At 35.9% G+C, this 23,719-nt stretch carries 23 protein-coding genes; 6 read left to right on the top strand and 17 right to left on the bottom strand.

Annotation, left to right across the window (positions count from 1 at the left end; translation table 11 throughout):
• Nucleotide 1: 1 nt before the first annotated feature.
• From CCZ01_RS01245 to CCZ01_RS01165, 17 genes are all read right to left on the bottom strand, one after another.
• Nucleotides 2-604, bottom strand: coding sequence for a hypothetical protein (locus tag CCZ01_RS01245; RefSeq protein ID WP_112051419.1), 603 nt, complete (start codon nucleotides 602-604; stop codon nucleotides 2-4).
• The gene (locus CCZ01_RS01240) at nucleotides 601-1,128 is read right to left on the bottom strand and encodes a hypothetical protein (RefSeq protein ID WP_112051418.1); all 528 of its coding nucleotides are present in this window, start codon (nucleotides 1,126-1,128) and stop codon (nucleotides 601-603) included. The genes CCZ01_RS01245 and CCZ01_RS01240 overlap by 4 nt, the downstream gene beginning before the upstream one ends.
• A 3-nt stretch (nucleotides 1,129-1,131) precedes the next feature.
• Nucleotides 1,132-2,103 carry a hypothetical protein gene (locus CCZ01_RS01235; RefSeq protein ID WP_112051417.1) on the bottom strand — a complete coding sequence of 324 codons (972 nt, stop codon included), beginning with the start codon at nucleotides 2,101-2,103 and terminating at the stop codon, nucleotides 1,132-1,134.
• Nucleotides 2,104-2,141: 38 nt separating this feature from the next.
• Nucleotides 2,142-2,735: a lysophospholipid acyltransferase family protein gene (locus CCZ01_RS01230; protein WP_220106524.1), complete on the bottom strand. Its 594-nt coding sequence runs from the start codon at nucleotides 2,733-2,735 to the stop codon at nucleotides 2,142-2,144.
• Between the two features lie 74 nt (nucleotides 2,736-2,809).
• Complete coding sequence (gene miaB / locus CCZ01_RS01225; protein ID WP_112051415.1) at nucleotides 2,810-4,135, bottom strand: tRNA (N6-isopentenyl adenosine(37)-C2)-methylthiotransferase MiaB; 1,326 nt, start codon at nucleotides 4,133-4,135, stop codon at nucleotides 2,810-2,812.
• 28 nt (nucleotides 4,136-4,163) lie between these two features.
• Nucleotides 4,164-4,415 (bottom strand): HP0268 family nuclease, encoded by a 252-nt coding sequence (locus CCZ01_RS01220; RefSeq protein WP_112051414.1) that lies wholly within the window; start codon nucleotides 4,413-4,415, stop codon nucleotides 4,164-4,166.
• Between the two features lie 88 nt (nucleotides 4,416-4,503).
• A complete protein-coding gene (locus tag CCZ01_RS01215; protein ID WP_181566268.1) occupies nucleotides 4,504-5,154 on the bottom strand; it encodes a LysE family translocator in 651 nt (216 codons plus the stop codon).
• Entirely contained in the window at nucleotides 5,154-6,734 is a 1,581-nt protein-coding gene (locus CCZ01_RS01210; protein WP_458692851.1) for an SLC13 family permease, read from the bottom strand. The genes CCZ01_RS01215 and CCZ01_RS01210 overlap by 1 nt, the downstream gene beginning before the upstream one ends.
• A 67-nt stretch (nucleotides 6,735-6,801) precedes the next feature.
• Complete coding sequence (locus tag CCZ01_RS01205) at nucleotides 6,802-7,716, bottom strand: radical SAM protein (RefSeq protein ID WP_112051412.1); 915 nt, start codon at nucleotides 7,714-7,716, stop codon at nucleotides 6,802-6,804.
• Nucleotide 7,717: 1 nt separating this feature from the next.
• A complete protein-coding gene (gene hemE, locus CCZ01_RS01200) occupies nucleotides 7,718-8,737 on the bottom strand; it encodes a uroporphyrinogen decarboxylase (RefSeq protein WP_112051411.1) in 1,020 nt (339 codons plus the stop codon).
• Between the two features lie 9 nt (nucleotides 8,738-8,746).
• The gene (locus tag CCZ01_RS01195; protein ID WP_112051410.1) at nucleotides 8,747-9,256 is read right to left on the bottom strand and encodes a YqhA family protein; all 510 of its coding nucleotides are present in this window, start codon (nucleotides 9,254-9,256) and stop codon (nucleotides 8,747-8,749) included.
• A gap of 8 nt (nucleotides 9,257-9,264) precedes the next feature.
• Complete coding sequence (locus tag CCZ01_RS01190; protein ID WP_112051409.1) at nucleotides 9,265-10,086, bottom strand: hypothetical protein; 822 nt, start codon at nucleotides 10,084-10,086, stop codon at nucleotides 9,265-9,267.
• Nucleotides 10,086-11,087, bottom strand: a complete 1,002-nt coding sequence (pdxA, locus tag CCZ01_RS01185) for a 4-hydroxythreonine-4-phosphate dehydrogenase (RefSeq protein ID WP_112051408.1) — start codon at nucleotides 11,085-11,087, stop codon at nucleotides 10,086-10,088. The genes CCZ01_RS01190 and pdxA overlap by 1 nt, the downstream gene beginning before the upstream one ends.
• On the bottom strand, nucleotides 11,084-11,689 hold the full coding sequence (locus tag CCZ01_RS01180; protein ID WP_112051407.1) for a hypothetical protein: 606 nt from the start codon (nucleotides 11,687-11,689) through the stop codon (nucleotides 11,084-11,086). Before CCZ01_RS01180 ends, pdxA begins: the two co-directional genes overlap by 4 nt.
• Before the next feature lie 78 nt (nucleotides 11,690-11,767).
• Nucleotides 11,768-12,580, bottom strand: a complete 813-nt coding sequence (locus CCZ01_RS01175) for a DNA ligase (protein ID WP_181566267.1) — start codon at nucleotides 12,578-12,580, stop codon at nucleotides 11,768-11,770.
• 74 nt (nucleotides 12,581-12,654) lie between these two features.
• A complete protein-coding gene (locus CCZ01_RS01170; protein ID WP_112051405.1) occupies nucleotides 12,655-14,016 on the bottom strand; it encodes a class II 3-deoxy-7-phosphoheptulonate synthase in 1,362 nt (453 codons plus the stop codon).
• Between the two features lie 10 nt (nucleotides 14,017-14,026).
• Nucleotides 14,027-15,169, bottom strand: coding sequence for a hypothetical protein (locus tag CCZ01_RS01165; protein ID WP_112051404.1), 1,143 nt, complete (start codon nucleotides 15,167-15,169; stop codon nucleotides 14,027-14,029).
• A gap of 371 nt (nucleotides 15,170-15,540) precedes the next feature.
• Between CCZ01_RS01165 and purD the strand changes: the two genes are divergently transcribed.
• From purD to CCZ01_RS01135, 6 genes are read left to right on the top strand one after another with little or no spacing between them, the layout of a single operon-like run.
• Entirely contained in the window at nucleotides 15,541-16,806 is a 1,266-nt protein-coding gene (purD, locus tag CCZ01_RS01160; protein WP_112051403.1) for a phosphoribosylamine--glycine ligase, read from the top strand.
• A 3-nt stretch (nucleotides 16,807-16,809) separates the two neighbouring features.
• Entirely contained in the window at nucleotides 16,810-17,289 is a 480-nt protein-coding gene (locus tag CCZ01_RS01155) for an RDD family protein (protein ID WP_112051402.1), read from the top strand.
• 22 nt (nucleotides 17,290-17,311) lie between these two features.
• The gene (locus tag CCZ01_RS01150; RefSeq protein ID WP_181566266.1) at nucleotides 17,312-19,384 is read left to right on the top strand and encodes an LPS-assembly protein LptD; all 2,073 of its coding nucleotides are present in this window, start codon (nucleotides 17,312-17,314) and stop codon (nucleotides 19,382-19,384) included.
• 10 nt (nucleotides 19,385-19,394) lie between these two features.
• Nucleotides 19,395-20,765, top strand: coding sequence for an MlaD family protein (locus tag CCZ01_RS01145; RefSeq protein WP_112051400.1), 1,371 nt, complete (start codon nucleotides 19,395-19,397; stop codon nucleotides 20,763-20,765).
• 9 nt (nucleotides 20,766-20,774) lie between these two features.
• The gene (locus CCZ01_RS01140) at nucleotides 20,775-21,512 is read left to right on the top strand and encodes a phosphoribosyltransferase (RefSeq protein ID WP_112051399.1); all 738 of its coding nucleotides are present in this window, start codon (nucleotides 20,775-20,777) and stop codon (nucleotides 21,510-21,512) included.
• Nucleotides 21,509-23,713 carry a polyribonucleotide nucleotidyltransferase gene (locus tag CCZ01_RS01135; RefSeq protein WP_112051398.1) on the top strand — a complete coding sequence of 735 codons (2,205 nt, stop codon included), beginning with the start codon at nucleotides 21,509-21,511 and terminating at the stop codon, nucleotides 23,711-23,713. Before CCZ01_RS01140 ends, CCZ01_RS01135 begins: the two co-directional genes overlap by 4 nt.
• The last annotated feature ends 6 nt before the right edge of the window (nucleotides 23,714-23,719 follow it).

Here is a 23,719-nt window from a genome sequence, read left to right as displayed (position 1 = left end):
CTTATTGTGTAGAATTTGGGATAGCGGAGGCTGGAATGGTTATTCCACCTTGTGTTACAGCTTTATCTGGATTCGCACTCATTGGGGTTGCATTCTTCTTTGTAAAGCTTTTGATACCGATGGTATATTTTAATCCCCCCTTGACAGATTGCAATTTAATAGGAAAGCTAATCTCTAAGGCATAATTACTATTTTGTAGAGATTTAATTAAATCTCGAAATTGTTTTGTTGAAGCGACTGTACCAGAAACGCTAAATGAAGATTCAAGGATGTCAGCATTTTGCTTAGCAGCTTTTGACTGAATTTTCACGCCCTTAGAATTTCCCATTAGCGATTGCAAGGAAGATGTTGAGAGAGAGTTATTCATTTTTGCAATGAATTGCATATTTTGTTGGTCATATTCCTTTTTTTGTGCAGTAATTTTTGCGTATTCTTGATAGAATTGTTGCACCAAGACTTCTTCGCGTCGATAAGTTGCATTGATAGTGCGATATTGATTGATGTAATCCCACCAAAACAAAGAAAGAAAAAGCAGAATTCCAACGCTATAAAAAAGTAGCCAAGCTGTATTTGATATCCAATCTATAGATTTCCAGCTATTCATTGTTTTTCCTCCTCATCAATATCAAGAATAATCATTTTGCTTACGGAAACAAAATTAAACCACCCGCTTGATAGAGGGTAGAAATCGACACGGCTCTCGTGAAAAATTGCTCTTAGTGGAGCTTCAAGCAAAAAGCTATAAATTTCTTTTGAGGGCGTAACACCCTTAAGAACTAACATATCTTTATGCATTTCAATGTTGCTTAAAGTGATTTGGTCAGGTGTTAAATCAAAAAGATTAGAAATGCTTTTAGCCACCTTATTGTTTTGTGTATCAATACGTTTAGCAAAGAGAACATCAGAGTTTGAACCTTTTAGTTGTGCCTGCACTTGTGCAATCTGGTCTTGATAGGTTTGTTTTTGTGCAACACTTTCTTCAATGCGATATTGCATATAAATTTTTTCTGATTCAATCCACGCAATATAAGCTGACACAATACCGACAGACAAAATGCAATAAAAACCCCAAATTTTTGTTAATTTGCTGAATATACTTTTCTTTTCTGGGCGTATAAAACTATACATACTTTACACCTCCGCTAAATCTCTACGCACTATTTCTGAAATGACATCACACATATCAATAGAAATTATGCTAAGGTCTATCATGAGATTGGTTTTAATGTAGCTAATAGCTTTTTGACTCATTTGTAGTGGATCGACACAAACAATTTCACTGACAAAATCACTTTCGTACATATCATTATTATAAAACTCATTTAAAGATTGTTTGATGCTATTGACAATACTCACAGCACGTGAAAAATCTTCAAGACTTTTTTTGCCTTGCTCTAAGGAGTTTATTTCCATATCCTGTGAGGTGTCTTGAAATTCTTGTGGTCCTTCAATTTCATCAAGATTATCAATTTCTCCAATTTCTTCTAAGCCTTCTTCTTGTATAGCTTCTATCGAATTATCTTCCAGCTCATCTTCAAGTCCCGCTGAATTAACAGCCTCTAATGGTTGAATACAACCATAATAAAGTTTCGAAGTATCCATAATCATCATTGTAATGGTTGATTGTTGTTGTAAGAGATAAAGTTTTTTGGAATTATCAAGCCTTGAGCGAATGGAATTATAAAGAATCAGAAAAGGAGAGTATAGGAAATCCAGTGATGGGGCTTTAGAAAAATTATTTCTTTCTTCAATGATTGCACCTTTATCAATAAAAGCTGTCCATTGCTTACCTACAATCACGCGCCTAACTCCAGCTGGATTTACACCAAAACGCGAACATTCACTATCCCCTATAGCAGAGAATGCACCTTGATAGATAGTTTGGCTGATGGTAGCGATATAAGTAAAAGGGTATCGTCTCCGCATACGCGAAAGGTAGTGTGCGGCTTCAATAGGTAGTTCATTAGGTGAAGAACGGAGTGTTTTGATTTCTTCAAAGACAACTTGCCCACCTTTCAATACTTCAAATTTAATGCGACAATCCCTTAAGTCAAGGTGTACACTAGCAATTGCTGTCGCAAATAAACTTCTTAATAAACCCATATTAACCTTCCATTGCTTTGATTTTTCATCTCTGTCCCCTATGTTTGATGATAAGATTCTTGATAAGATTTATAATAAGTTTCAAATGGATATTCCATTTCTTGCTTAATAAAAATTGTTGCTTCTTCTTCGCTTAATTCTTGTATGTAAATTGGTTTTGATGTGATTAACGAAAAGGAAGAGAAGGGTTTAGGGATTAAAAAGCGATCCCAACTTTTCATCTGCCAAGAATGTTGTGCAAAGAATCTAAATATCACAATCGGCACATTACTTTTTTGTGAAAGAGCAACAATGCCATTTGAGATTTTGTGATAAGGGCCTGTTGGACCATCAGGGGTAATAGCAATATCTTTTCCTTCTCTAAGTGCTCTAAGTGCTTTTAAGAAAACACGTACACTACCTCTTGAGGTAGATCCACGAATTGTTTCTAAGTTAAAAAATTTAATCAAACGCACGACAACTTCCCCATCAAAGTGTAGACTGCTAATCACATAGCCCTTAGGTTTTTGACGTATGTGTTGGTATAAAATGGGTTGAAACAGCATTTCCCCATGCCAAAAAGCGGCAATAAAAGGCTTATCGACAAGTTCAAAGACCTCCTTATGGATTAATATTTCTTTTTTACACAGCAAAAAGAGTAGCCTAACCAGCAAATACCCCAATGGTGGCACGAACAATAGTGTGAAGAATCTTGAAATTTTCTTTTTTATATTGCTTCTCCTATTAAGTATGCACGGCGAGCATCAAGGATTTGTGCATAGCCCACTTTCCCAATTAGCCCATTTTTAAAAGGTGCACGAACCAATTTTGCATGATCGCTTTTACCTTCTAAGAATCCGTCTTCACGGATATTCTCCCATAAAACTTCACATACTGTACCAATTTCTTGTGCATTATTTTGTTCCAAAATCTCCTTATGACGGTTTTGTAGTCGTATTAAGCGATTAAGGGCTTCTTCTGCATTAACTTGAATACCCCAGCGACTTGCTTCTGTATGTGGACGTGGAGAGTAAATAAAGCTATACATTGTATCAAAACGCACCTCTTCTAATACTCTCATTGTCTCCAAAAAATCGGCTTCTTCCTCATAAGGAAATGCAACGATAATGTCTGTGCCAATGCTAACGGAAGGAATAAGCTCCCTTAATTTACGAATTCTTTGTAAATACCAATCTTGTGTATAACCCCTTTTCATTAATTTAAGAATCTTATCCGAACCACTTTGCAGAGGGATATGGATGCTTTTGCAGATTTTAGGATTGTTCGCAAATTCTTCTAAAAAAGCATTATCCATTTGTAGCGGGTGAGGTGAAGTAAAGCGAATACGTTTTAAACCATCAATTTTTGATATTTCTTGCAATAATTGCGTAAAATTCATCGGTGTATGTTCTGTGCTAAAACGACGTCCGTAGTTATTAACATTTTGCCCTAACAACAGCACCTCTATTGCACCATCATCTACCGCCTTTTGCACTTCTTTTAAGATAATATCAGCAGGAATGGAGATTTCTTCCCCTCTTGTATGTGGTACAATACAATAAGTGCATTGTTTATCGCAACCAATGGAGATATTAACCATTGCCTTGAGTGTTGAGTGTGAAGAATTTGAAGCAAAAACATAGCGACTATCATCATAATCCGTATCAACTTCCACAGCACCTTCTTGATGAATGATGGAAGTAATTTTTGAGACATTTCTTGCACCTAAAACAAAGCTAACCGCTTTACTTTTAGTAAGAATTTCTTGACCTAAATGACTGGCAGTGCAACCACAAACACCAATTTTTGCACCCTTTTTTTTGAGTTTGTCGTATTGTCCAATTTCTGAGAAAAGTTTTCGTTCCGGCTTTTCGCGTACACTGCAGGTATTGATAAGAATTAAATCCGCTTCTTTTGCATTTTGGGTAAGCTTATATCCTTCTTTAGATTCTAGCTCGGCAAGCATATGTTCTGTGTCCTTAACATTCATTGCACAACCCATTGTTTCTATAAACACTTTCTTCTGAAATGCACTCTCTTTTTGTTGGTTCATTGATTGTCCTGTCATCTTGTGAAAATAATTATATATTTTGAATAAGGTGAACTTCGTAGAGAAAATCTCCACTATCTAAGCCATAATAAATTTCGTGATAGTGCACACTAAAGCCTTTTTTTGAAAAAATATCGCAAAACTTTTTAATATCTTTAGCTGAATTTTCTTTATCAAGATATAATATTTTCTGTCCATTTTCCTGTAACTGCTCCAAGATTTGTTCGCTTGTGATTTTGTCTATTTTTCCGTCTAATTGTTTGCGTGCCTGTTTGACTTCCATAGTCTTATTTTCCCTTCTTGAAAAAATATAATAGGTATGGATTTTACCGAAATTTTGCTTAAATTGTTCTCTCATTTCAGGTAGAATATTAAAAATGGCTAGGAAGTTTTGAGTCTTGAGGAAGGGTTGCGATCAAGTTAAGGTAGCTTGAATAAAAGAGCAAAAGGGCAAAAATAATAAATAGAACACCACAAATTTTATCAATCCAATTAAATAAATGGTTTGTGATGATTTTTCTAAAAAATGAAGCAACAAGAATGACTAGCCAAAATGCTAAAGCAGAGCTAATAATAAAAACAATTAAGCCGATTTCTAGCATATCTCCAATGGTGGGAACAAGGATGGAGATGACAAAAATAATAAATTTTGGATTAGAAATATTAATTATGAAACCCTTAATGAAACAGGTTTTTGATGGAGGAATGGTCGAATTTTGATGTGTAGATAAATCAATCGTATTTGTTGTTTGGAGGAGTTGGTAAGAAATGTAGAGTAGATAGAATCCACCCAGAATCCCAATACCCATTTGCACTAAAGGTGATTGCAAGAAATGCAATAAGCCTTGATAAGCAATAAATAAATAGATTGATGAGGCGACAAAAATCCCGAGCCAACTAAAAAACCCTTTTTTTGCACCATACAGCAGAGTGTTTCTTAAAATAAATAGTAAATCAGGACCTGGAGTCAAGGCACCAACAAAGCTGATGGAAAAAATAAGTAATAAGTTTAGAACTTCCATTATATAAACCACCGCCAATAAGCAAATGCAAACAAGGTGACGGCAAAAATTCCTACTATACTTAAAATTGCTCCAAAACGAATCATATCCCATGCTTTAATGTTGCCCTTTTCAAATACAATTGCATTTGGGGGTGTACTGATGGGTATCATAAAGGAGAAACTTGCACAAATTGTGATAGCGAGCATTACGATTGTAGGTTCCTTGTTGGCTAAGAATGATTGTGTTGCGGTGTAGACGATGGGTAAGAGAATGGCAATGAGGGCAGTCGTGCTTAAAAACCCTGTTGCAATAATCGCAGAAATACAAGCTAAAAATAAGAAAATAAGGAAAGGTAACCCAGAGAATTGTTTAAAGAATCCTTCAAATGCACCACCTAGTTCTGATTGCGTGAATGCGGTTGCAATACAAAAACCAGCACCAAACAAAAAAATGAGTTCATAGGGGATAGATTTAGAATCATCCCAATCCAGAAAACCTACCTTAGGCACAAACATTAAAAGTCCAAATGCGAGTAAAATAATATTCTCATTTAAACCAAGCCCATTGTAAAAAGGTTTAATTGGAGAATTGAGAAGTAAAAGTACAAGCAAAGCACCAATAAAACAGAGTAATCGTTTATGTGCAAAAGTGATTTCTACACTATCAAACATATTAATTTCTAAGGAATGTTCTTTGGTTTTATAGGATAAAAGATAGATCATAGCATACAGCATAAGAACGGTGAGTGGCACCATCATAAAAATCCATGTTGTAAAAGAAATACCTTCAAAGCCAAGTTTTTCCAAAAAACCTAGAAAGATTAGGTTTGATGGACTTCCAATGGGGGTGCTGATTCCACTTATACTTGCTCCAAATGCAACAGCAAGTAAGAATCTTAACTTTAAGAAATAATCCTGTGTGATTGAAAGTGCAATGGGTAGGAGCAAAATAGCGACTGTTGAGTTTGAAAGCGTTGTTCCAAGAACAACAGAGGCAAAACCTAATGCTGAAATGACTCCTTTTGGTGTTGCAGGAAATAAACCTAAAAATTTTTTTGCAATGACACGATGTAGGTCAATTTTTTCAGTCGCGGCGGCTAACATAAAACCACCTAAGAATAGGAATATAATGGGGTTTCCATAGTTAGCTGTAGCACTCGCTGTATCTAAAATCCCAAAGCTTGGAAATAAAATAATCGGCAATAAAGAAACAACACCAAGAGGTAAAGCTTTATTTGTCCATAATGTAACAAGCAACAAAATAATGCCAATTAATGCGGAAACCTTAAAAGATGCACCAAGATAAAATTTTGAAAGTAGGGCGGCAACAATTCCCATTGCAACTGCTACACCAAGTCCAATTGCAATTTTAGTAAAACGTTGTTCAGTTGTTAATTTTTCAGTTGGTGGCTCTAAGACTTCCATTGCTTCTTGTGTAATTCTATCTTCAAGTTCATCTAAGCTTTCATTGGTGGGGATTGTTTCTCTTGAATCCTGTGCTTGTGGTTCTTCATTTTGTATGTTGGAATGTTGTTTTGCGTCATTTAATTCTTCTTGAGAATCTGTATTCTTGGGGGCTGATGATTGTTTTTCTGACATTTGGAGGTAGCCTTAAATTTTTATATAATTTTAAAAAAAATCCTCTTAAAAACCACTGAGAAAATCGTCATATATTCTTTTTTTTATAAAATGTAACACCCCCAATTTTTATTTGTTCTAAAAGATTTTTTTGTAACATTTCTTCTAATAGTAGTTGATTTTCAACATTTCCTATTTCTTGTATTGAGAGGGGTCTCCTTGAGAGTATCTGCAATAATTCAGCTTTATTTAAAATGATAGGGCTGGCTTTTGATCGCTTAGCAACAAAAAGGGGTAGGTTTTTAAAATAGGGTATGAGTTGAAAAATTTCTTGTTCGCTAAGGGGTTTGACCCCATAGGCAGGAGGACGGTCAATTGTACTAATATCAACACGATGTGGGGAAATTTTATGGAGTGTATCCGCAATTTTTTGCACTTCTTCTACGCTGTCGTTGACACCTTTAATAAAAAGTACTTCAGCAATATATTCACCTTGAAATTTTATTCCAAAATCAATAATGCCTTGAATAATACTTTGAATATCTGTTGTAGGTGTGGCACGATCAATTTTTTTAAAGATTTTTGGACTCACTGCATCTAATGAGAACTTTACCCAATCACAATACATTAAGGCTTCTTGTATTTTTGGTTTATAAAATAAAGAACCGTTGCTTAAGATGAGTAATTTAGGGGGATTTTCAAGAGGTTTTAATAAATCTTTAATCCCTTTTGTGAGAGTAAGCAAGTGAGGGTAAAGTGTAGGTTCTCCATTTGCTGTTAAGGTAATGACATCATAATGTGGATTTGCTTTAAGATTTTGTCTAAGTGCTTCTAAAATAGAATCTACCTCAATGACTGATTTCATCGTATCTATTCCCTTTGCTTTTTGCAATTCACAATAAAGGCAGTCAAAATTACATTGTTTGGAATCAGGTGATAAATCCACCCCTAAGGATATTCCAAATCGTCTAGAATGTACAGGTCCAAATAATATGGATTTCATATTATGATATTCTCTTTTGTTGTACAATTTTTACAAGCTCAATAGCAGATTCACGTGGCAAATCTGGCATCATACCATGCCCCAAATTGAAAATAAAAGGTGTATCTTGCATTACTTCAAAGATTTTTTCTACGCCATCAACCATACTTGAATGTTGGTATAGTCTTGCGGGTTCTAAGTTTCCTTGTAAGACAAAGCGGTTTGCTAGAATCTTTTTTGCAGATTCCATCGGCGTTCCCCAATCAACACCAAATACATCAAATTCTCCATCAATGGATTCTAAGTATGCCCCAATGCCTTTTGGAAATAGAATAATGGGAATATGTGGATATTTCGCCTTAAGATAGGTGGCGATTTGTTTCATGTAGTCCCAGCTAAATTCAAAGTATGCACTCTTCTCCAATGCTGCCGCCCAAGAATCAAAAACCATCACAGCATTAGCTCCAGCATGAATCTGCATTTCTAGATACTGCTTTAATTCCTCTGTGAGTTGTTCTAATAGGGTATGTAGTGTTGATGGGTCTTTGTAAAGTAGACGTTTGGAGTGGGTATAGGTTTTACTTCCCTCACCCTCAATCATATAAGTAGCGAGTGTCCATGGTGAACCGCAAAAGCCAATCAGTGCTTTAGAAGAATCTAACTTTTCACGCGTAATTTTTAGAGCATCATACACATATTGTGTACGTTTGAATGCTCCTGTTTGAAGTTTTCTTAAATCTTCTTTGCAACGCATGGTGGAGTCAAATTTGGGTCCCTCACCCTCATAAAATCCAAGTCCCATACCCATTTCCATCGGAATTACTAAGATATCGCTAAAAATAATTGCTGCATCAACACCTAAAATATCCACAGGCTGGAGTGTAACTTCACTAGCTAACTCAGGATTCTTGCATAAGCCAAGAAAGTTTTTTGCTTTTTGTCGTGTCATTTTGTATTCACTCAAGTAGCGTCCGGCTTGTCGCATTAGCCAAATCGGCGTGTAAGGTGTTTTTTTCTTGAAACATACATCAATAAAAATCATTTTTCTCTCCTAATGTTTGGAATCTTTATGTAAAAAATATAGAGACAATGCAAGCGATAAGATAGAGATAGCAAAAAATAACATATCTAAGGGTTGCTTCATACCCATATTCAAGACTTTTGAAAAAAAGGCAACAATAAGTGCCATTACAATTACTTTTGCTAGCTTATCTTTGAGCTGGTCTAAAGTGTGAATCTCTAAAACTTTGGAATTCTCACTCCCCTTCATTTCAATTTTTGAAATAAAAAGCTCATATAAGCCGAACGCAAAAATAAGCAAGACAACAGCGATAAGGTATAAGTCAATCGCCATAATAATAGTATTTAACAAAATATTGTGAATGTCTGCCCCTTTTTCCAGCATTCCTGTATAATATAAATATGTTTGCTTGATAGCTAACACAATGTCAATGCTTGCAACGATAAATAGCAAAATTGCACCAAGCATAGAGAGGATAACAGCAAGGATGATGAATAATCTAGCATTCCATAATATACCTTCAAAAAATCGTTTTAACATTTTACTTTTTACTCCTTTGGTTGCGTAAGATTGCTTTGGGGTAGGATGCAGGCTTGCATAAAATCTGTAAAATACTGTTTAACGCTTTTGTCTCCATAAAATTTTAAAATCGGCAAATCCAGCATTGTTCCACTTAACATTTCAATAATACCCTGTATTTCTTCATTTTTGTTTAGGGCATGGAGACGCACAAATTGTGCAAATGTTTCCCCAACTAATGCAAGTTGCTTTTTATTTTGAAGTTTAAGAGATTTTATCTCAAATTCTTCATGAATATGGCACTCACACGCAAATAAATAATATTTAATTGTATTTGCACTACTTTGTTGTAAAAAATTTTCCTTAATATTAATACCAAATAGTAGCTCTTTATCATTTTGAAAAACAATCGATTGCAAAAAGGTAGCTGAATGTGAGAGTTTATCTTGCGGTAGAGATTCTTGCTTCTCTTCATTGATTAAAATAGAAGCTAATTCATCAACAGAACCGCTTAACTTTTCTAAATGGTGTGTTAAATGTGCAATAAGAGTTTCTTTTTGTGTTGTCTCTGTTTGTGCTAATGTTTTTTCTTTTTCAGCGATTGAAAGTTGTATTTTTAATTCCTCTAATCTTTCTTGTAATGCTTTGTTGTTTGCTTCGATAATTGACTTTACACTTTTGAGTGTTTTTATCTCTTCCTCTAATTTACTTTTTTGTAGCAATAACTCGTCTTTTTGGATATTCCACTGTGTTTGCATATGCTGTAATTCTTCTAATTGTTGATTCAACTCTTTATTGCTTTGTGTTAATTTTTGATTCATTTCAGCAAGATAAGATTCATCAATTGCCATTATGATTGTCCTTGTAGCAAGATGGCTGTTTGAATGGCATTCTCATAACTTTTACAAGAAATATCTTGTTGTTTGTAAGCTTTATCAAAAGCAACACCATGATCAACAGAAACGCGTATAATTGGCAATCCTAAAGAAACATTAATGCTCTCATCAAAATATAGGGTTTTGAGTGGGATTAAACCTTGATCATGATAAAAAGCAACAAAATATGAAAATTGTTGACGTTGAAAGGGAGTAAAGGCTGTATCTGGGACAAGAGGACCACTAAAAATATTGCATTTTAATTGTGCATTTGCTTCAGCAATTGCTTCTTGAATAATGAAGTCTTCATCGCCAAGCAATCCACCATCACCAGCATGAGGATTCAAGCCCAGTACACCACATTTTCGCATATGTTTTAGGCAGGAACAAAGCTGAATGAGAAAGTAGACAATTTTATCCTTTTGAATGGTGGCAGGAACTTGCTTTAAAGGAATATGGTCGCTAAATAATGCAACAAATAATTTTGGACAACCTAGCATCATAATAACAGATTGTTGGTAGAGAAATCTTAACAATTCTGTGTGTCCAGCATAATGAATTCCTGCACCTGCCCACGCTTGTTTGTGGATGGGGAGGGTAATGAGGGCTGATATCTCTCTTTTTTGTGCAAGTAAAACGCCTTGTAAAAAACTTTTAAGGCTATAAAGCCCAGATTTAGAACAAATTGTGGCAGGTTGGATGCAGGGGATAGGCATTGGTTGAAGAAAATTGCTGAGTGCTGTATTAAATGTTTGTTCCCATAATTGTTGTGAATTCTGCATGGCAATGGAAATACATGGGAGAGATTCAATATCTATGTTAATATTAAGTAACTCTTTTCCCTTCGCTAAAATTTCTTTATCTACGCCATAAATCCACTCAATATGGGGATATTTTTTTTGTAAAGAAATGTGGGAACGCAATAAAATTTCTAAACCAATGCCATTGATATCACCTACACTGACATAAATTTTCATGCAGATTCCTGTTTTTGGATAAGGTTATCATAATATTGAATCATTCTCTGAATGATAATATTGAGGGTTTTGTTAAGAGCGTAGATTGCTTTTTCTTGCTCTAAATTTTTTAGCTCCCATTCTTCAAATGCACTATAGCGGGAAATAGTAGATTGTTTTTGAATATCATAGAGAATAAAATCCATCGCAAAAATTGCTTTTTGCTCTTTTTTGTCTGTGTGATGAATAATTCCCATTTCTGGGACAATGCTTAAAAGTCTGTATTGCGGATTTTTTGGAGTTGTGTGTAGGCATGCATGCAAAGAATCTTGTATAGCAGTTTGAATCATAGACGCAGGGTTTTGTGTCCATTGTGCATTTTTGAACATTATTGGATAATTGCTGTATTGTATGATGGCAATTTGTCGGTTGAGTGTGTAGAGTTCTTTGGAAAGGAGGGGAGTATCTATTTCAACTTTGTCCATATATGAACATTGTGGTATTGTTTTGGCAGGAATATATTTGAGTTCGTGGAGATTCAAAGTCTGTGCGTTTGGCGTGGCACAACCGATGAAGCATAAAAGGATAGTAGCTAGTGTAAAATATTGATAGGCAACAATCATTGCGATGGGTAAATCCTTAAGCGTTCTTATTTTTGGGCTGTATTATATCATAAATTATTTAACCGGAATGTAAGCGATCTACTTGAATTCTTTAATGCGCAGAAAAGATGCAAATTTTGGTTTACCTTTTTTTGTTTTTCCAAAATAGCGATACTCAATTAAACTGCCAATAGGTGGCGGATTTTCACGCATAGATTTTTTTAGCCCTGTCCCAATTTTAAATTCTAATTCACCCTCTTTGCAAATTAATGAGGCAATTTGATGAGTATTGTGCTGTTTGCTTTTTTCATAGCCGATGAGGGTGCATTCGGATTCTAGGTGATTTTTAAGCTTCATGGCTAAAGGATTTCTGCCTGTGCTAAAGGGGGCAAATGCTTCTCGAACAACAACGCCTTCGCCACCTTTTTGTACAATGGATTCTAAAAATTGATTGAGTCGCTCTTCTGATTCAATCGGAATTTGCTGAATGGGATGAATGAATGAAATATGTGGGTTTTGTGTTAGATATTCTTGAAGAACTTGCATTCTTTCTGATAAATATCCTTTTTGATGCGGAATTTCAAAGATGTGGTATTGAACTTTTCGCCATCGATAATCTTGAGGATTTGCTGATTGAATGAGTGAGGATATTTCCTCAAAATTTCCATAATCAAGCCACAATTCTCCATCAAGTGGAAATGGTGGCAGGGATTCTGTAAACCAAGATGGAGTGGTAATAAGGTAGCCATTACGCGTTTTGAGTGTGCGGGTATCCCAAATTGCACGTACCCCATCAAATTTTTCACTCATAACAAAGCGATGCCAAGCATTTTGAAGTCGATCCTTTTTGTAAGGCGACAAAAGTAAAATTTCCTCTGCATGTAGGAAGGTTAAGCATAAAAGAAACAACATAATATGCATAAAAAACCTTTGGTGAGGCGATTCACTCTAAGGGTATGGTACAAAACTTAGAATGAAATTCTGGTTTATGCATGTGCTTTTTTGATCTTATCTGAAATTAAAAAAGCAAGCTCTAAAGCTTGTGTGGCATTTAAACGCGGGTCGCAATGTGTATGGTATCGGTCAGAAAGATTTTCTTCTGTAATTTGTTGACTACCACCCATACATTCAGTCACATCTTGTCCGGTCATTTCAAGATGGATTCCTCCTGCATAACTACCTTGTGCTTGATGAATTTCAAAAAAAGAACTAACTTCACTTAAAATGGCATCAAATGGGCGCGTTTTGTAGCCACTTGTTGCCTTAATGGTATTCCCATGCATAGGGTCAATACTCCAGAGTACATGGCGTCCTTCTTGAGTAAATTTTGCAAGAAGGGGTGGAAAATTCTTCTGAATTTTATCTGCCCCCATACGAACAATAAAATTCAATCGCCCTTCCTCATTTTGTGGATTTAAAATGTCACAAATACCACATAATTCATCAAGTGTCGCATTGGGTCCAATCTTTACACCCAACGGATTCTTCACCCCTCTTAAAAATTCTAAATGTGCTTCATCAAGCCCTCTTGTCCGTTCGCCTATCCATAACATGTGTGCAGAACAATCATACCAGTCATCCGTGAGGCTATCTTTGCGTGTCAATGCTTCCTCATAATTTAGCAACAAGGCTTCATGTGATGTGTAAAAGTCTGTTTCCCGTAACTGTGGAATTGTCTGTGCATTAATTCCACATGCATCCATAAAACGGAGAGATTCTGTAATGCGTTGTGTGATTTTTTTATATTTTTCTTGACTGTGGGCTTCCGTAAAATCTAAATTCCATCGTTGCACTTCCTCGAGATTTGCAAAACCACCTTGTGCAAACGCACGCAATAGGTTGAGTGTTGCGGCAGATTGGTGATATGCATGGAGAATGCGTTGTGGGTCGGGCTCTCTTGATTCTTTATTAAAATCAATGCTATTAATATTATCACCGCGATAACTAGGTAAAGTGACACCATTAATTGTTTCAGTATCGCTTGAGCGCGGTTTGGCAAATTGTCCTGCAAGACGTCCAACTTTTACGATTGGACATTTTCCTGCAAAAGTCAATACAACTGCCATTTGCAGAATAACTTTGAACATATCGCGGATATTAATCGCATTGAATTCACTAAAACTTTCCGCACAATCTCCACCTTGCAACAAAAATGCCTCACCTTTGGTAGCCTTTGCAAGACATTGTTTAAGAGAACGTACCTCACCAGCAAAAACAAGTGGCGGGTAGCCCGAGAGTTCTTTTTCTACATTTTGTAGTAAAGTCTGATTTGGGTAGGTGGGTTGTTGCTGAATCTTAAAGTTTCTCCAACTTTTAGGAGTCCATGTTGCATGTGTGTTTTGAGCCATTTGTATTACCTTATTTATTTTTTGCTGGAAATTTTGAGGCAATTTCTGACAAATCCAAAACTTCTAAAGGTCGGTCGTGATAGTTGATGAAGCTATAAAATTTATCAGTTGTTGTTGAAATATTGCCCAATACAGAATGTACATCTTTACGAAATAGTCCATCTTTAAAGAATTTTTCAATATCAGGTAGATTTTTGTCAAACATTTTGCTTTCAATTTGGGCAAATTTCTTCTCTATTGAGAAAACCAAACGAACTTTATGGCAATCAAGTCCTTTATATTTCATCATATATAGTGCTTCTAGCCACGCAGAATGGCTAGGGTCAATGAATACAACCTTTGGATTCATACCTACAAAAGTCGTGTGAAAATCTTCCAGTGCTCCCAGTGTGCAACGTAAATTCGGGTCGGATTCTTGGAATCGACTCAACTCTGTTTTAAGAATCTTAATACTTGAATTAAGAGAATCCTTCTTGATACCAAATTGAGCTGTAAAGAAGTCATCAGTTTCATTGAGGAGATGTTTTGTGAGGGCTAGATGAAAATGACAGTCTTGCTGAGAGCAGAAATCTAAGCAACGATAAACATTATTGAGAATACTGTCAATATGTGTTGTCCAATCTGGCAGGTAAACAACATATTCAGGATCTTTTTGGATATTGCCACCGCGATTTGCTTTGTATTCATCAACAACTTGACGTAAATAGGCATAGCGATAAGAATCTTGCATTTGATAAATCATTTTCATATTGGCAAGCGGAATGATTTGATTGAACCATGCGGGCTCAACCTTTAACACTTTATCTTCCCATGCACATGGCTTTTTTTGATTCATGAATGGGCGACTACGATAATCTGGACCAGAAATAGAATTCCCAAATTCTACAATTGGAATATCAGGCATTGTTCCGGGTTTGATGTAGCGATAATGGGAGTTAAAGCTGAAAATATAATCAATATCTTGTTCAGGGTCACCAAATTTCTTTTTTAATACACTGACAAGAGTTGTTAGCGGTTTTGTTGCTAACATTTCTGGGGCAATTGGTAAAGTCATATATTCAAGTGTTCCCTTGCTTTGTTGCTTAAGGTAACCCATATAAGATTGGATAAAGAGTTGAGAATCTTCTAGTAGACACAGCACTTTAGTCGCCATGATTAAACTCCTTTTGATAGTTGATTTCGTATGCAATTATAGACAAAAAATACCACTTTTTCAATCTTTCTTGAGAATTTTAGGGTAACTTTGTTTTTGGAATTAGAGATTTATTTTAAAGGGAGTAAAAGCTAAGCTTATCTATAATAATACTTCCTGGATGAAACGAGATCCCAAATAAATGGGGTCAGACAATCAAAGTATTTTTAAGCATATAGATTTCATTCTTGTGTGTCGGTGTTTCTGCTTGAGTCTTTAACGATTAGGATTTACCGCCTAATTGAGTGCTTGTGCTTATGTTATTGGCTTTTTGTGGCCACGATCATTTGGTAACGTTCATCTGGGTGCTATTTAGAATTTGGAGATTTTATATGAAAATACTCATCATTGGAAATGGTGCAAGAGAATATTCAATCGGACTTTCCTTAAAACAAGATCAGCGTATTAATAAACTTTATTTTTACCCCGGCAATGGCGGAACTCATTTACTTGGTGAAAATGTACAAGTCTCTTCTTATGATGAACTAATTTATGTAGCTAAAGAACTTAATATTTCCCTCGTTGTTATCGGTCCTGAAGCTCCTTTGGTAGAAGGAGTTGGAGATTTATTCGAAGAGGCAGGATTTTCTGTATTTGGACCAAGTGCAAAGGCGGCTATTCTTGAGGGATCTAAAGCTTTTATGAAAGAATTTGCAAAGAGACACAAACTTCCCACAGCACGTTTTATTCAAACGACTTTACAGCAGGAAGCGATGTCTTTTATTGCTAAGATTGGTTATCCTGTAGTTATTAAGGCTGATGGTTTGTGTGCAGGTAAGGGTGTGATTATTGCACAAGATCAGCAAGACGCAGAAGTAGCTTTACAGGGAATGTTGAAAGATGGGCAGTTTGGTAAAGCTGGAGAATGTGTTGTTGTGGAAGAATTCTTAGATGGTTTTGAGTTATCTGTTTTTGCGGTTTGTGATGGTGAAACGCATATTTTGCTTCCAGCAGTACAGGATCATAAGCGACTTTTGAGTGGTAATGTGGGTCCAAACACTGGCGGAATGGGTGCATATGCACCAACTCCACTTGCAACAAAAGAGATTATCCAAAAAATTCAAGAACGGATTGTGAAGCCAACTTTGAAGGGTATGAGTGATGAGGGAAGGGGCTTTAAAGGTGTTTTATTTTGTGGGATTATGGTTGTAGACAATGAACCTTATTTGTTGGAATTTAATGTTCGTTTTGGTGATCCAGAATGTGAAGTGCTTTTGCCTCTTTTAAAAACCCCTCTTTTAGATATTTTGCTCGCAAGTACGCGGGGAGAATTAGGGAAACTTTCTGTTGAATTTTTAGATTCTTATTGTTTGGCTGTGATTCTTGCTTCTAAAAATTATCCTTATACAAATTCACCAAATGCAATAATTCATATTAGTAAGGATTATATGCAAACTTTGCAGTCACACTTTTGTTTTGCGGGTGTGGAGCGACAGGGGGAGGAATTGTTAGCGACAGGGGGTAGAGTGATTGCATGTGTAAGTGTTGGAGAGACATTAAAAGAGGCACAACTTGGTGCTTATAAACTTTGTCAAATGGCTACATTTGAAGGAATGCAATTTCGCGATGATATAGGTTTGTTGGCTTTGATGAGGTAGGCAATGAAGAGTGAAAATGAGCGACTTGAAGAAACCCTTGAGCGAGAGGGATTAAAAGTTCCTACTATTCAGAAACGTTTTTTGGCGTATGTGATTGATGATTTGTTTTTATCGCTTGCCATTTTAGCTTTTTTGTGGAGTGATATTCAGGCAATCAAAAGCCATCAGAGTTTGGTTGATGGTTTAGCGGTGGTTGCACTCTTGACAAAAGCAATGCCAACGATTATTTTTGTACAATTCGTGTATCATTGGTTGCTTATTGCTTTTTTGGGGTCTACTTTAGGAAAGATGTTTTGTCAAATTCGTGTTGTAGATATCACAATGTTAGATCATCCAAATATTTTTAGAGCCGCAGTTCGGTCGGCATTGCGTTTATGTTCAGCTGCTTTGTACTATATTCCATTTTTAAGTATTTTTACAGATTCATTCAAAAGAGGATTACATGATCGCTTGGCACATAGTGTTGCGATTTCTTTGGATTAATTTTTTTATAATGATTCTCTTTATGGTGAATCTCGAGGCTTCACGTCCATCTATTGGGCACTTTAATAAAGAAAATAAAAAGGTGTTTGAATTTTTAGCTGATTCTATGAGCAATGAGGGTGAGCTTTTGAAGGGAGAAGGTAATGTTGTCCTTCTTACGAGTGATTTTTATATTGTGGCACATCAAGCTACCTACAATACGCAAAAAAAAATTATTGAAGTGCGAGGGTCCGTACTTGTTTTTAAAGGTGAGACACTTTACATGAAAGCTGATAAAGTCCGCTTTGAGCTTGATGAGCAATACAGCATTTTAGAACCTTTCTATATGCATGATGCAGAAAGTGGCTTATGGGTAAGTGCACAAAAAGCGATATTGGAGCGACAACAATATAATGTTCAAGGGTCAACTTTGTCAGCTTGTAGTCTTGAAATGCCGATTTGGAGTATTAGTTTTAAAGAGGGAACTTACAATCAAGAAGAATCGTGGATTCGTCTGTGGCATGCAAGATTTTTCTTGTTTGATTACCCTGTTTTTTATTCACCATATTTCTCATTTTCAACAAATCGTTCGCGTCAAAGTGGCTTTCTTTTCCCAAAAGTTGGGCACTCTAAAGATGATGGAATCATCTATCATCAGCCATTTTATATTGCTGTCGATTCTCAATGGGATGCAACAGTCACTTCTCAATATCGTCAGCACCGTGGTTTTGGCGGTTTAGCAGAATTGCGTTTTTCTGACCATCGCAATAGTGTTGCAACATTGAGGGCTGGATACTTTCGCAATCAGCAAAGCTACCAAGATACATTTGATCTTGCAAATAAGGCTTCTTATGGTTATCAAGCAAGGTATGTTCGTTCAGGCTTATTTTCAGAATTTTTTAAGCTGGTTAAGGAAGATGGTTTATATATAGACTGGACAGAGCTAAATGACATTGAATATTTGCGTATTCAAAAAGAAGGCGAAGGTGATGTTGATATTTATGATAAGCTTTTAACTTCAAGAATTAATTACTTTTTAAAAGGGGAGAATAATTATGTTGGAATTTATAGTAAATATTATATTGATCTATCTTTAACAAATAACGATACTACGTTTCAAACGCTTCCAACGATTCAGTATCATTCTCATACCTCTCCATTGTTGTGGGATAAACTTTCCTACAGCATTGACTACAAGCTACATAATTACTGGAGAAAGGAGGGCTATACAACTACTCAAAATGAGCTAACAATTCCTATTTCATTAACTCAGCCTTTATTGAATGATTACATCATGCTGAAACTCTCAACCGCACTGTATGCAACTTATGCAAACCATTCTAATATTACACCGCAATTAAATGATTTTCTATTTTTTAGTAACTATTATACTTTCGCAGTATATTCAGACTTAATTAAGCCTTACAAAAGTTTTAATCATTCTTTGCATCTTGAAACAGAGTATACTTTGCCTGGAATCAAAGAAAGAAAAGGTGATGTTGTCCCATCTTTGCAATTACCTGGCGATCAGAATAAGGTCACTTTTTCTGTTTCACAATATTTTTATAGCCCTAGTAAGCTAGAACCCTTTTTGTATCATCGTGTAACACAACCTTTCTATAGGAATCATCAATATGAAAATATTGTTGGAGATTTTGAAAATGAATTGCGATGGTTTTTAAGCGAGAATTGGTCAATTTCTAGTTCTATATTTTACTCTTTTTCTAAGCATAGAATTGCTGAACTCTCACATGACTTGAGTTATCAAACACCTGAAACCTCTTTATATGTGGGGCATTTTTTGCGTAAAAAAGGAATGCGGTATTTGGAAAATACATATGACTTGGCAGAAGCAGATTTTATTCATTTTGCCATTAATAAGAACTTAGGATATTTTGGAGTTTTTGGAAGTTTAGGGTATGATTACAAAGAGCATTATTTTCGTACATGGAATGTAGGTTTGCAAAAAAGTGTACGTTGCTTTTCGTACCGCGTTCGTTTAGCTAATGAGATGCGTCCAATTCTAACAACGAGCGGGATTCAACCTCAAGAGAATCGTTATATTTTGTTTGAGTTGCAATTTGACCCTGTTGGTGCTGTAAGTATAAAATTATAAGGAGGATGGGATGAGGTTGGAAGCAAAAGTGGGTATTTTTGTCGTTGTTGCAATTATTCTACTTTTTTTGATGAGTACTCAAATTAATCGCTTTAATTTTTCCCAACAAGAGGCTTATCCTGTTGAAGTAGCAATTGGCAATGCCGCAGGCTTGAATCCCTATGGAAAAGTAAGGATAAATGGTGTAGAGGCTGGATATATTGCCAAAATTTATTTGAGAGGTAAAGAGGCGTATGCGACAATCATGCTTTATTATGGTGTAATGCTACCGACAGATTCTGTTTTGGTTTTAGCACAAGAAAATATGCTTGGGGGAAAGTATATAGAAATTATACCCGGAAAAAGTGAAGAAATGATTGCAGAAGGTGGGAGCTTGACGCAGATTCTTAATCGTGCTACACTTGATGAAACAAGTGATAGCATCAAAAAGGCTGCTGAAGAATTTCAACTTTTTGTACATGAGTTTCGTTTGTTATTTAATGAACAAGTTCGTGTAGATTTGCAAGAGGCTGTTGCACACATCAAGGAAACTGCCTCATTAAGTAGAGAAATTTTAACAGAAAATCGGGAAAATATTTATAGTACTTTGCAAGGGATAACAGAAATGGCAGCAAGTATCCGTCAAACCAGCGATAAATTTGCGATAACAGCTGATGAAATTAATCGTAAATTACCTGTTATCGCTGATAAAATTGAAGTTTTTGCATCAGGTGCAACGGATATGATAGAAGAAAATAAAGAATCTTTAGGCAAAACACTCAGGTCAGTTGATGGGTTTTTTACTGATGGGCGTCAAGTGGTAAATCGTCTTGACCAATATCTTTCTGTTGTGGATAAAAGTCAACTAGAATTAGCGATGCGTGCGGAATATTTATTGACGGATGGGGTATCTAAGGGCTATGCTTCGGCAGTATACATTCCTAGCCCAACGCGATACTACATTATGGAGGCAATTGGTGCCGTGGACTATTCGCGTGCGGATAATAATGGTGCCTTAATTGAGCCTAAACGTTCTGATAAAGATAAATTATATTTTTCTTTGCAGTTGGGTAAGCGATATGGCAGTGTTTTATTTCGTGGAGGGTTGATTGAAAGTAGTGCGGGTGTTGGAATGGATTATTATTTGCTTGATGACAAGATGCGAGCAAGTATAGAGGTTTTTGACTTTACGGGAAAGAGGGATTTAAGGGGAGATTTGCCCCATCTTAAGCTAACATTGCGTTATACTTTACTGAAATATATTGATTTTTTTGCGGGATTAGACAATCCACTAAATAAAGATACAATAAATTTATTTGTAGGTGCGGGTGTACGTTTTATTGATGATGATGCAAAAAGCTTAATTGGGACAATTGGCGGAGCTGCTGGAATGGCGAAATAAGGAGAATGAATGCCGATAGAAAAAGATATACATTCACCTACTTTATTGCGTTTTATTGACCGTGATGATGCATTAAGTAAGCTTGTTGAGGTAATGCCTATTGCAGAGATGAGCAACCGTGAGAATCTAGTGATTGCCATTTCTTTTGGTGGTGTTCTTTTTGCAAAAAAGTTAGCTACTATATTAAAATGTCCTTTTGATGTTTTATTTACGGCGTCTATTCCTGCCCCTCTTAATCCAGAATGTCCTATTGCAATGGTGAGTGAAACTTATGATATTATTATTCATGATGCCCTTGTAAATGCATTTGAAGTGAGTCTTGATTATATTTATGGAGAAGCAAAAAGACGTTATGAAGAGCAAATTCTAAGCACGATTTACAAGTTTCGTAAAGGGGAAGTTATTAGTTCTCTGAAGGGTGAGGATGTTATTATTGTTGATGAGGGTATTGATAGCGGTATGACAATTACAAATGTTGTCAAATCTTGCATTAACCATCAAGCAAAAAGTGTTTCTATTGCTGTTCCTGTTATGCCTGCTGATGTAGAGTTTCTTTTAAAAGATATTGTTGATAATCTCTATACAATTTTGCGTCCGCGTCATTTTGTGGAAGTAAGTAGTTATTATGAACGTTTTGATGTATTGAGTTCTGAACAAGTGGAAGAGATTTTGAAGGAAGGATTTTTGGTGCAGAGACAGCAGAAAAAAATAAAAGAAAAAGATCAAAAAGAAAAGGAAAACAAATGAAAGTAACCATTGAGTCGACACGGAAAATTGAATATTTTACACTTAATAAAGTTGCTAAGCAAGCTAATGGTTCAGTTTTATTGCAAGTTGGAGATAGTGTTGCTTTAGCGACAATTTGTAGTGATTTTGCTGCAACAAATGACAGTGATTTTTTGCCCCTTACTGTGCAATATATTGAGAAGAGCTATGCAGCAGGTAAAATTCCAGGAGGTTTTATTAAAAGGGAAGCAAAGCCGAGTGATTTTGAAACATTGAGTGCTCGTATTGTGGATCGTACATTGCGTCCTTTGTTTCCTAAGGGTTACCATTATCCCACACAAATTACTATTTTAATTCTAAGTTGTGATGGGGTAGCTGACCTTCAAACACTTGCTTTAAATGTTGCCTCTTGTGCATTATATTTGTCTGATATTCCTGTGAGACAACCAGCGGTAGCTGTGCGTATAGGGAGAATTAATAAAGAATTCATACTTAATCCAACTTTAGAAGAAATGAATAAAAGCACATTAGATTTATTTGTTTCCGGCGTTCATCATGATTTATTAATGATTGAAATGCGTTGTTTGAGCAAAAAAAGTACGGATTCACAGGTGATTGGCGGGGCTTGTGCAACTTTGAGTGCTGAAGTTATTGAAAATTTGACGCAACATTGTGCAAATGAATTAAATGAAGAGGAATTGTTGCAAGCCCTAGATCTTGCAATGCAGGAAATTGCAGCTATGAGCCAAAAATATGAAGATGCATTCCAGTCTTTAGCTAAACCCAATGCGGTTATTAACTTAAAGGCTGAATCTTATTCGGACGAGATTTATCAATATTTGAAAGAAAAGGTTGGTGATGAGGTGAAAATTGGCTTGCAGCAAATGGCAAAAAGTGAGAGAACAAGTATTCTTGCTGATATTTTAAAAAAAGTACTTCAAGATGAGGAGATTCAGAATCGGGGATTTGATGTGGAATTGGTTGAACTAATGTTGCATCAATTAAAGCGTGATAGTGTGCGAAAGATGATTTTGCAAGAACATAAAAGACCTGATGGGCGGGGGCTTTGTGATGTGCGTCCAATACAGATAGAATGTAATATTTTGCCTAAGGCACATTCTTCCGCATTGTTTACGCGTGGACAAACTCAAGCACTTGTTATTGCAACTTTAGGCGGAGATTCAGATGCACAGAGTTATGAGTTATTAAGCGATAAGGGAAATAAAAAAGAAAAATTTATGATGCATTATAATTTTCCGCCTTTTAGTGTCGGGGAAGTTGGTGTTATTGGTTCACCCGGTAGACGTGAGCTGGGACATGGAAATTTGGCTAAACGTGCTTTAGAGCCAGTTATTGAAGATTTAGATACTCAAACTATTCGTCTTGTTTCTGAGATTTTAGAGTCAAATGGTTCAAGTTCAATGGCAAGTGTATGTGGCGGTTCATTAGCACTAGCGGCAGCAGGAGTCGGTACGACAGATTTTGTCGCTGGTGTTGCGATGGGGCTTATTATGGAAGGGGACAAGTATGCGATATTAACCGATATTATGGGCTTAGAAGACCATGATGGGGATATGGATTTTAAGGTTGCTGGTACACATAAGGGTATCACTGCTATGCAGATGGATATTAAGCTTGGTGGACTTTCTATGCAAATTCTTAAAGAGGCTCTTATTCAGGCGAAAGAAGGAAGAGAACATATTCTGAATATTATGAAAGAGGCATCAAAAGAGATTGTGGTCAACGAAGATAACCTTCCATCGTTGCAGATTTTTTCTATTCAGCCTTCAAGAATTGTTGATGTGATAGGGCAGGCAGGTAAGACAATTAGGGAGATTATTGAAAAGTTTGAGGTAGCCATTGATTTAAATCGTGAGAATGGTGAAGTGAAGGTTAGTGGTGAAAGTAAAGAAAAAGTTCTTTGTGCTAAAGATTTTATTCTAAATATAGCAAATCAAGAAGATGGTCATATCCAAAAAATAAGAATTGGTGACTTGTATCAAGTTGGGGAAAAATATGAAGGTAAAGTAAAAAAAGTTGTTGAATTTGGTGCATTTATAGAATTACCTAAAGGTGGAGATGGGCTTTTGCATGTTTCAAGAATTGTCAGTAATCGTTCTGCAGAAATTCGTTCTGTATTGCAAGAAGGGGATAAGCTTGAGGTTGAGATTTTATCCGTCAATAAAAATAGAGTTGAGCTGGGCTTTTTGCGTAAGATTTAAATATTT

This window comes from Helicobacter monodelphidis (genome assembly GCF_003288845.1).
Taxonomy (GTDB): Bacteria; Campylobacterota; Campylobacteria; order Campylobacterales; family Helicobacteraceae; genus NHYN01.
This window is presented reverse-complemented; position numbering and strand designations above follow the sequence as displayed.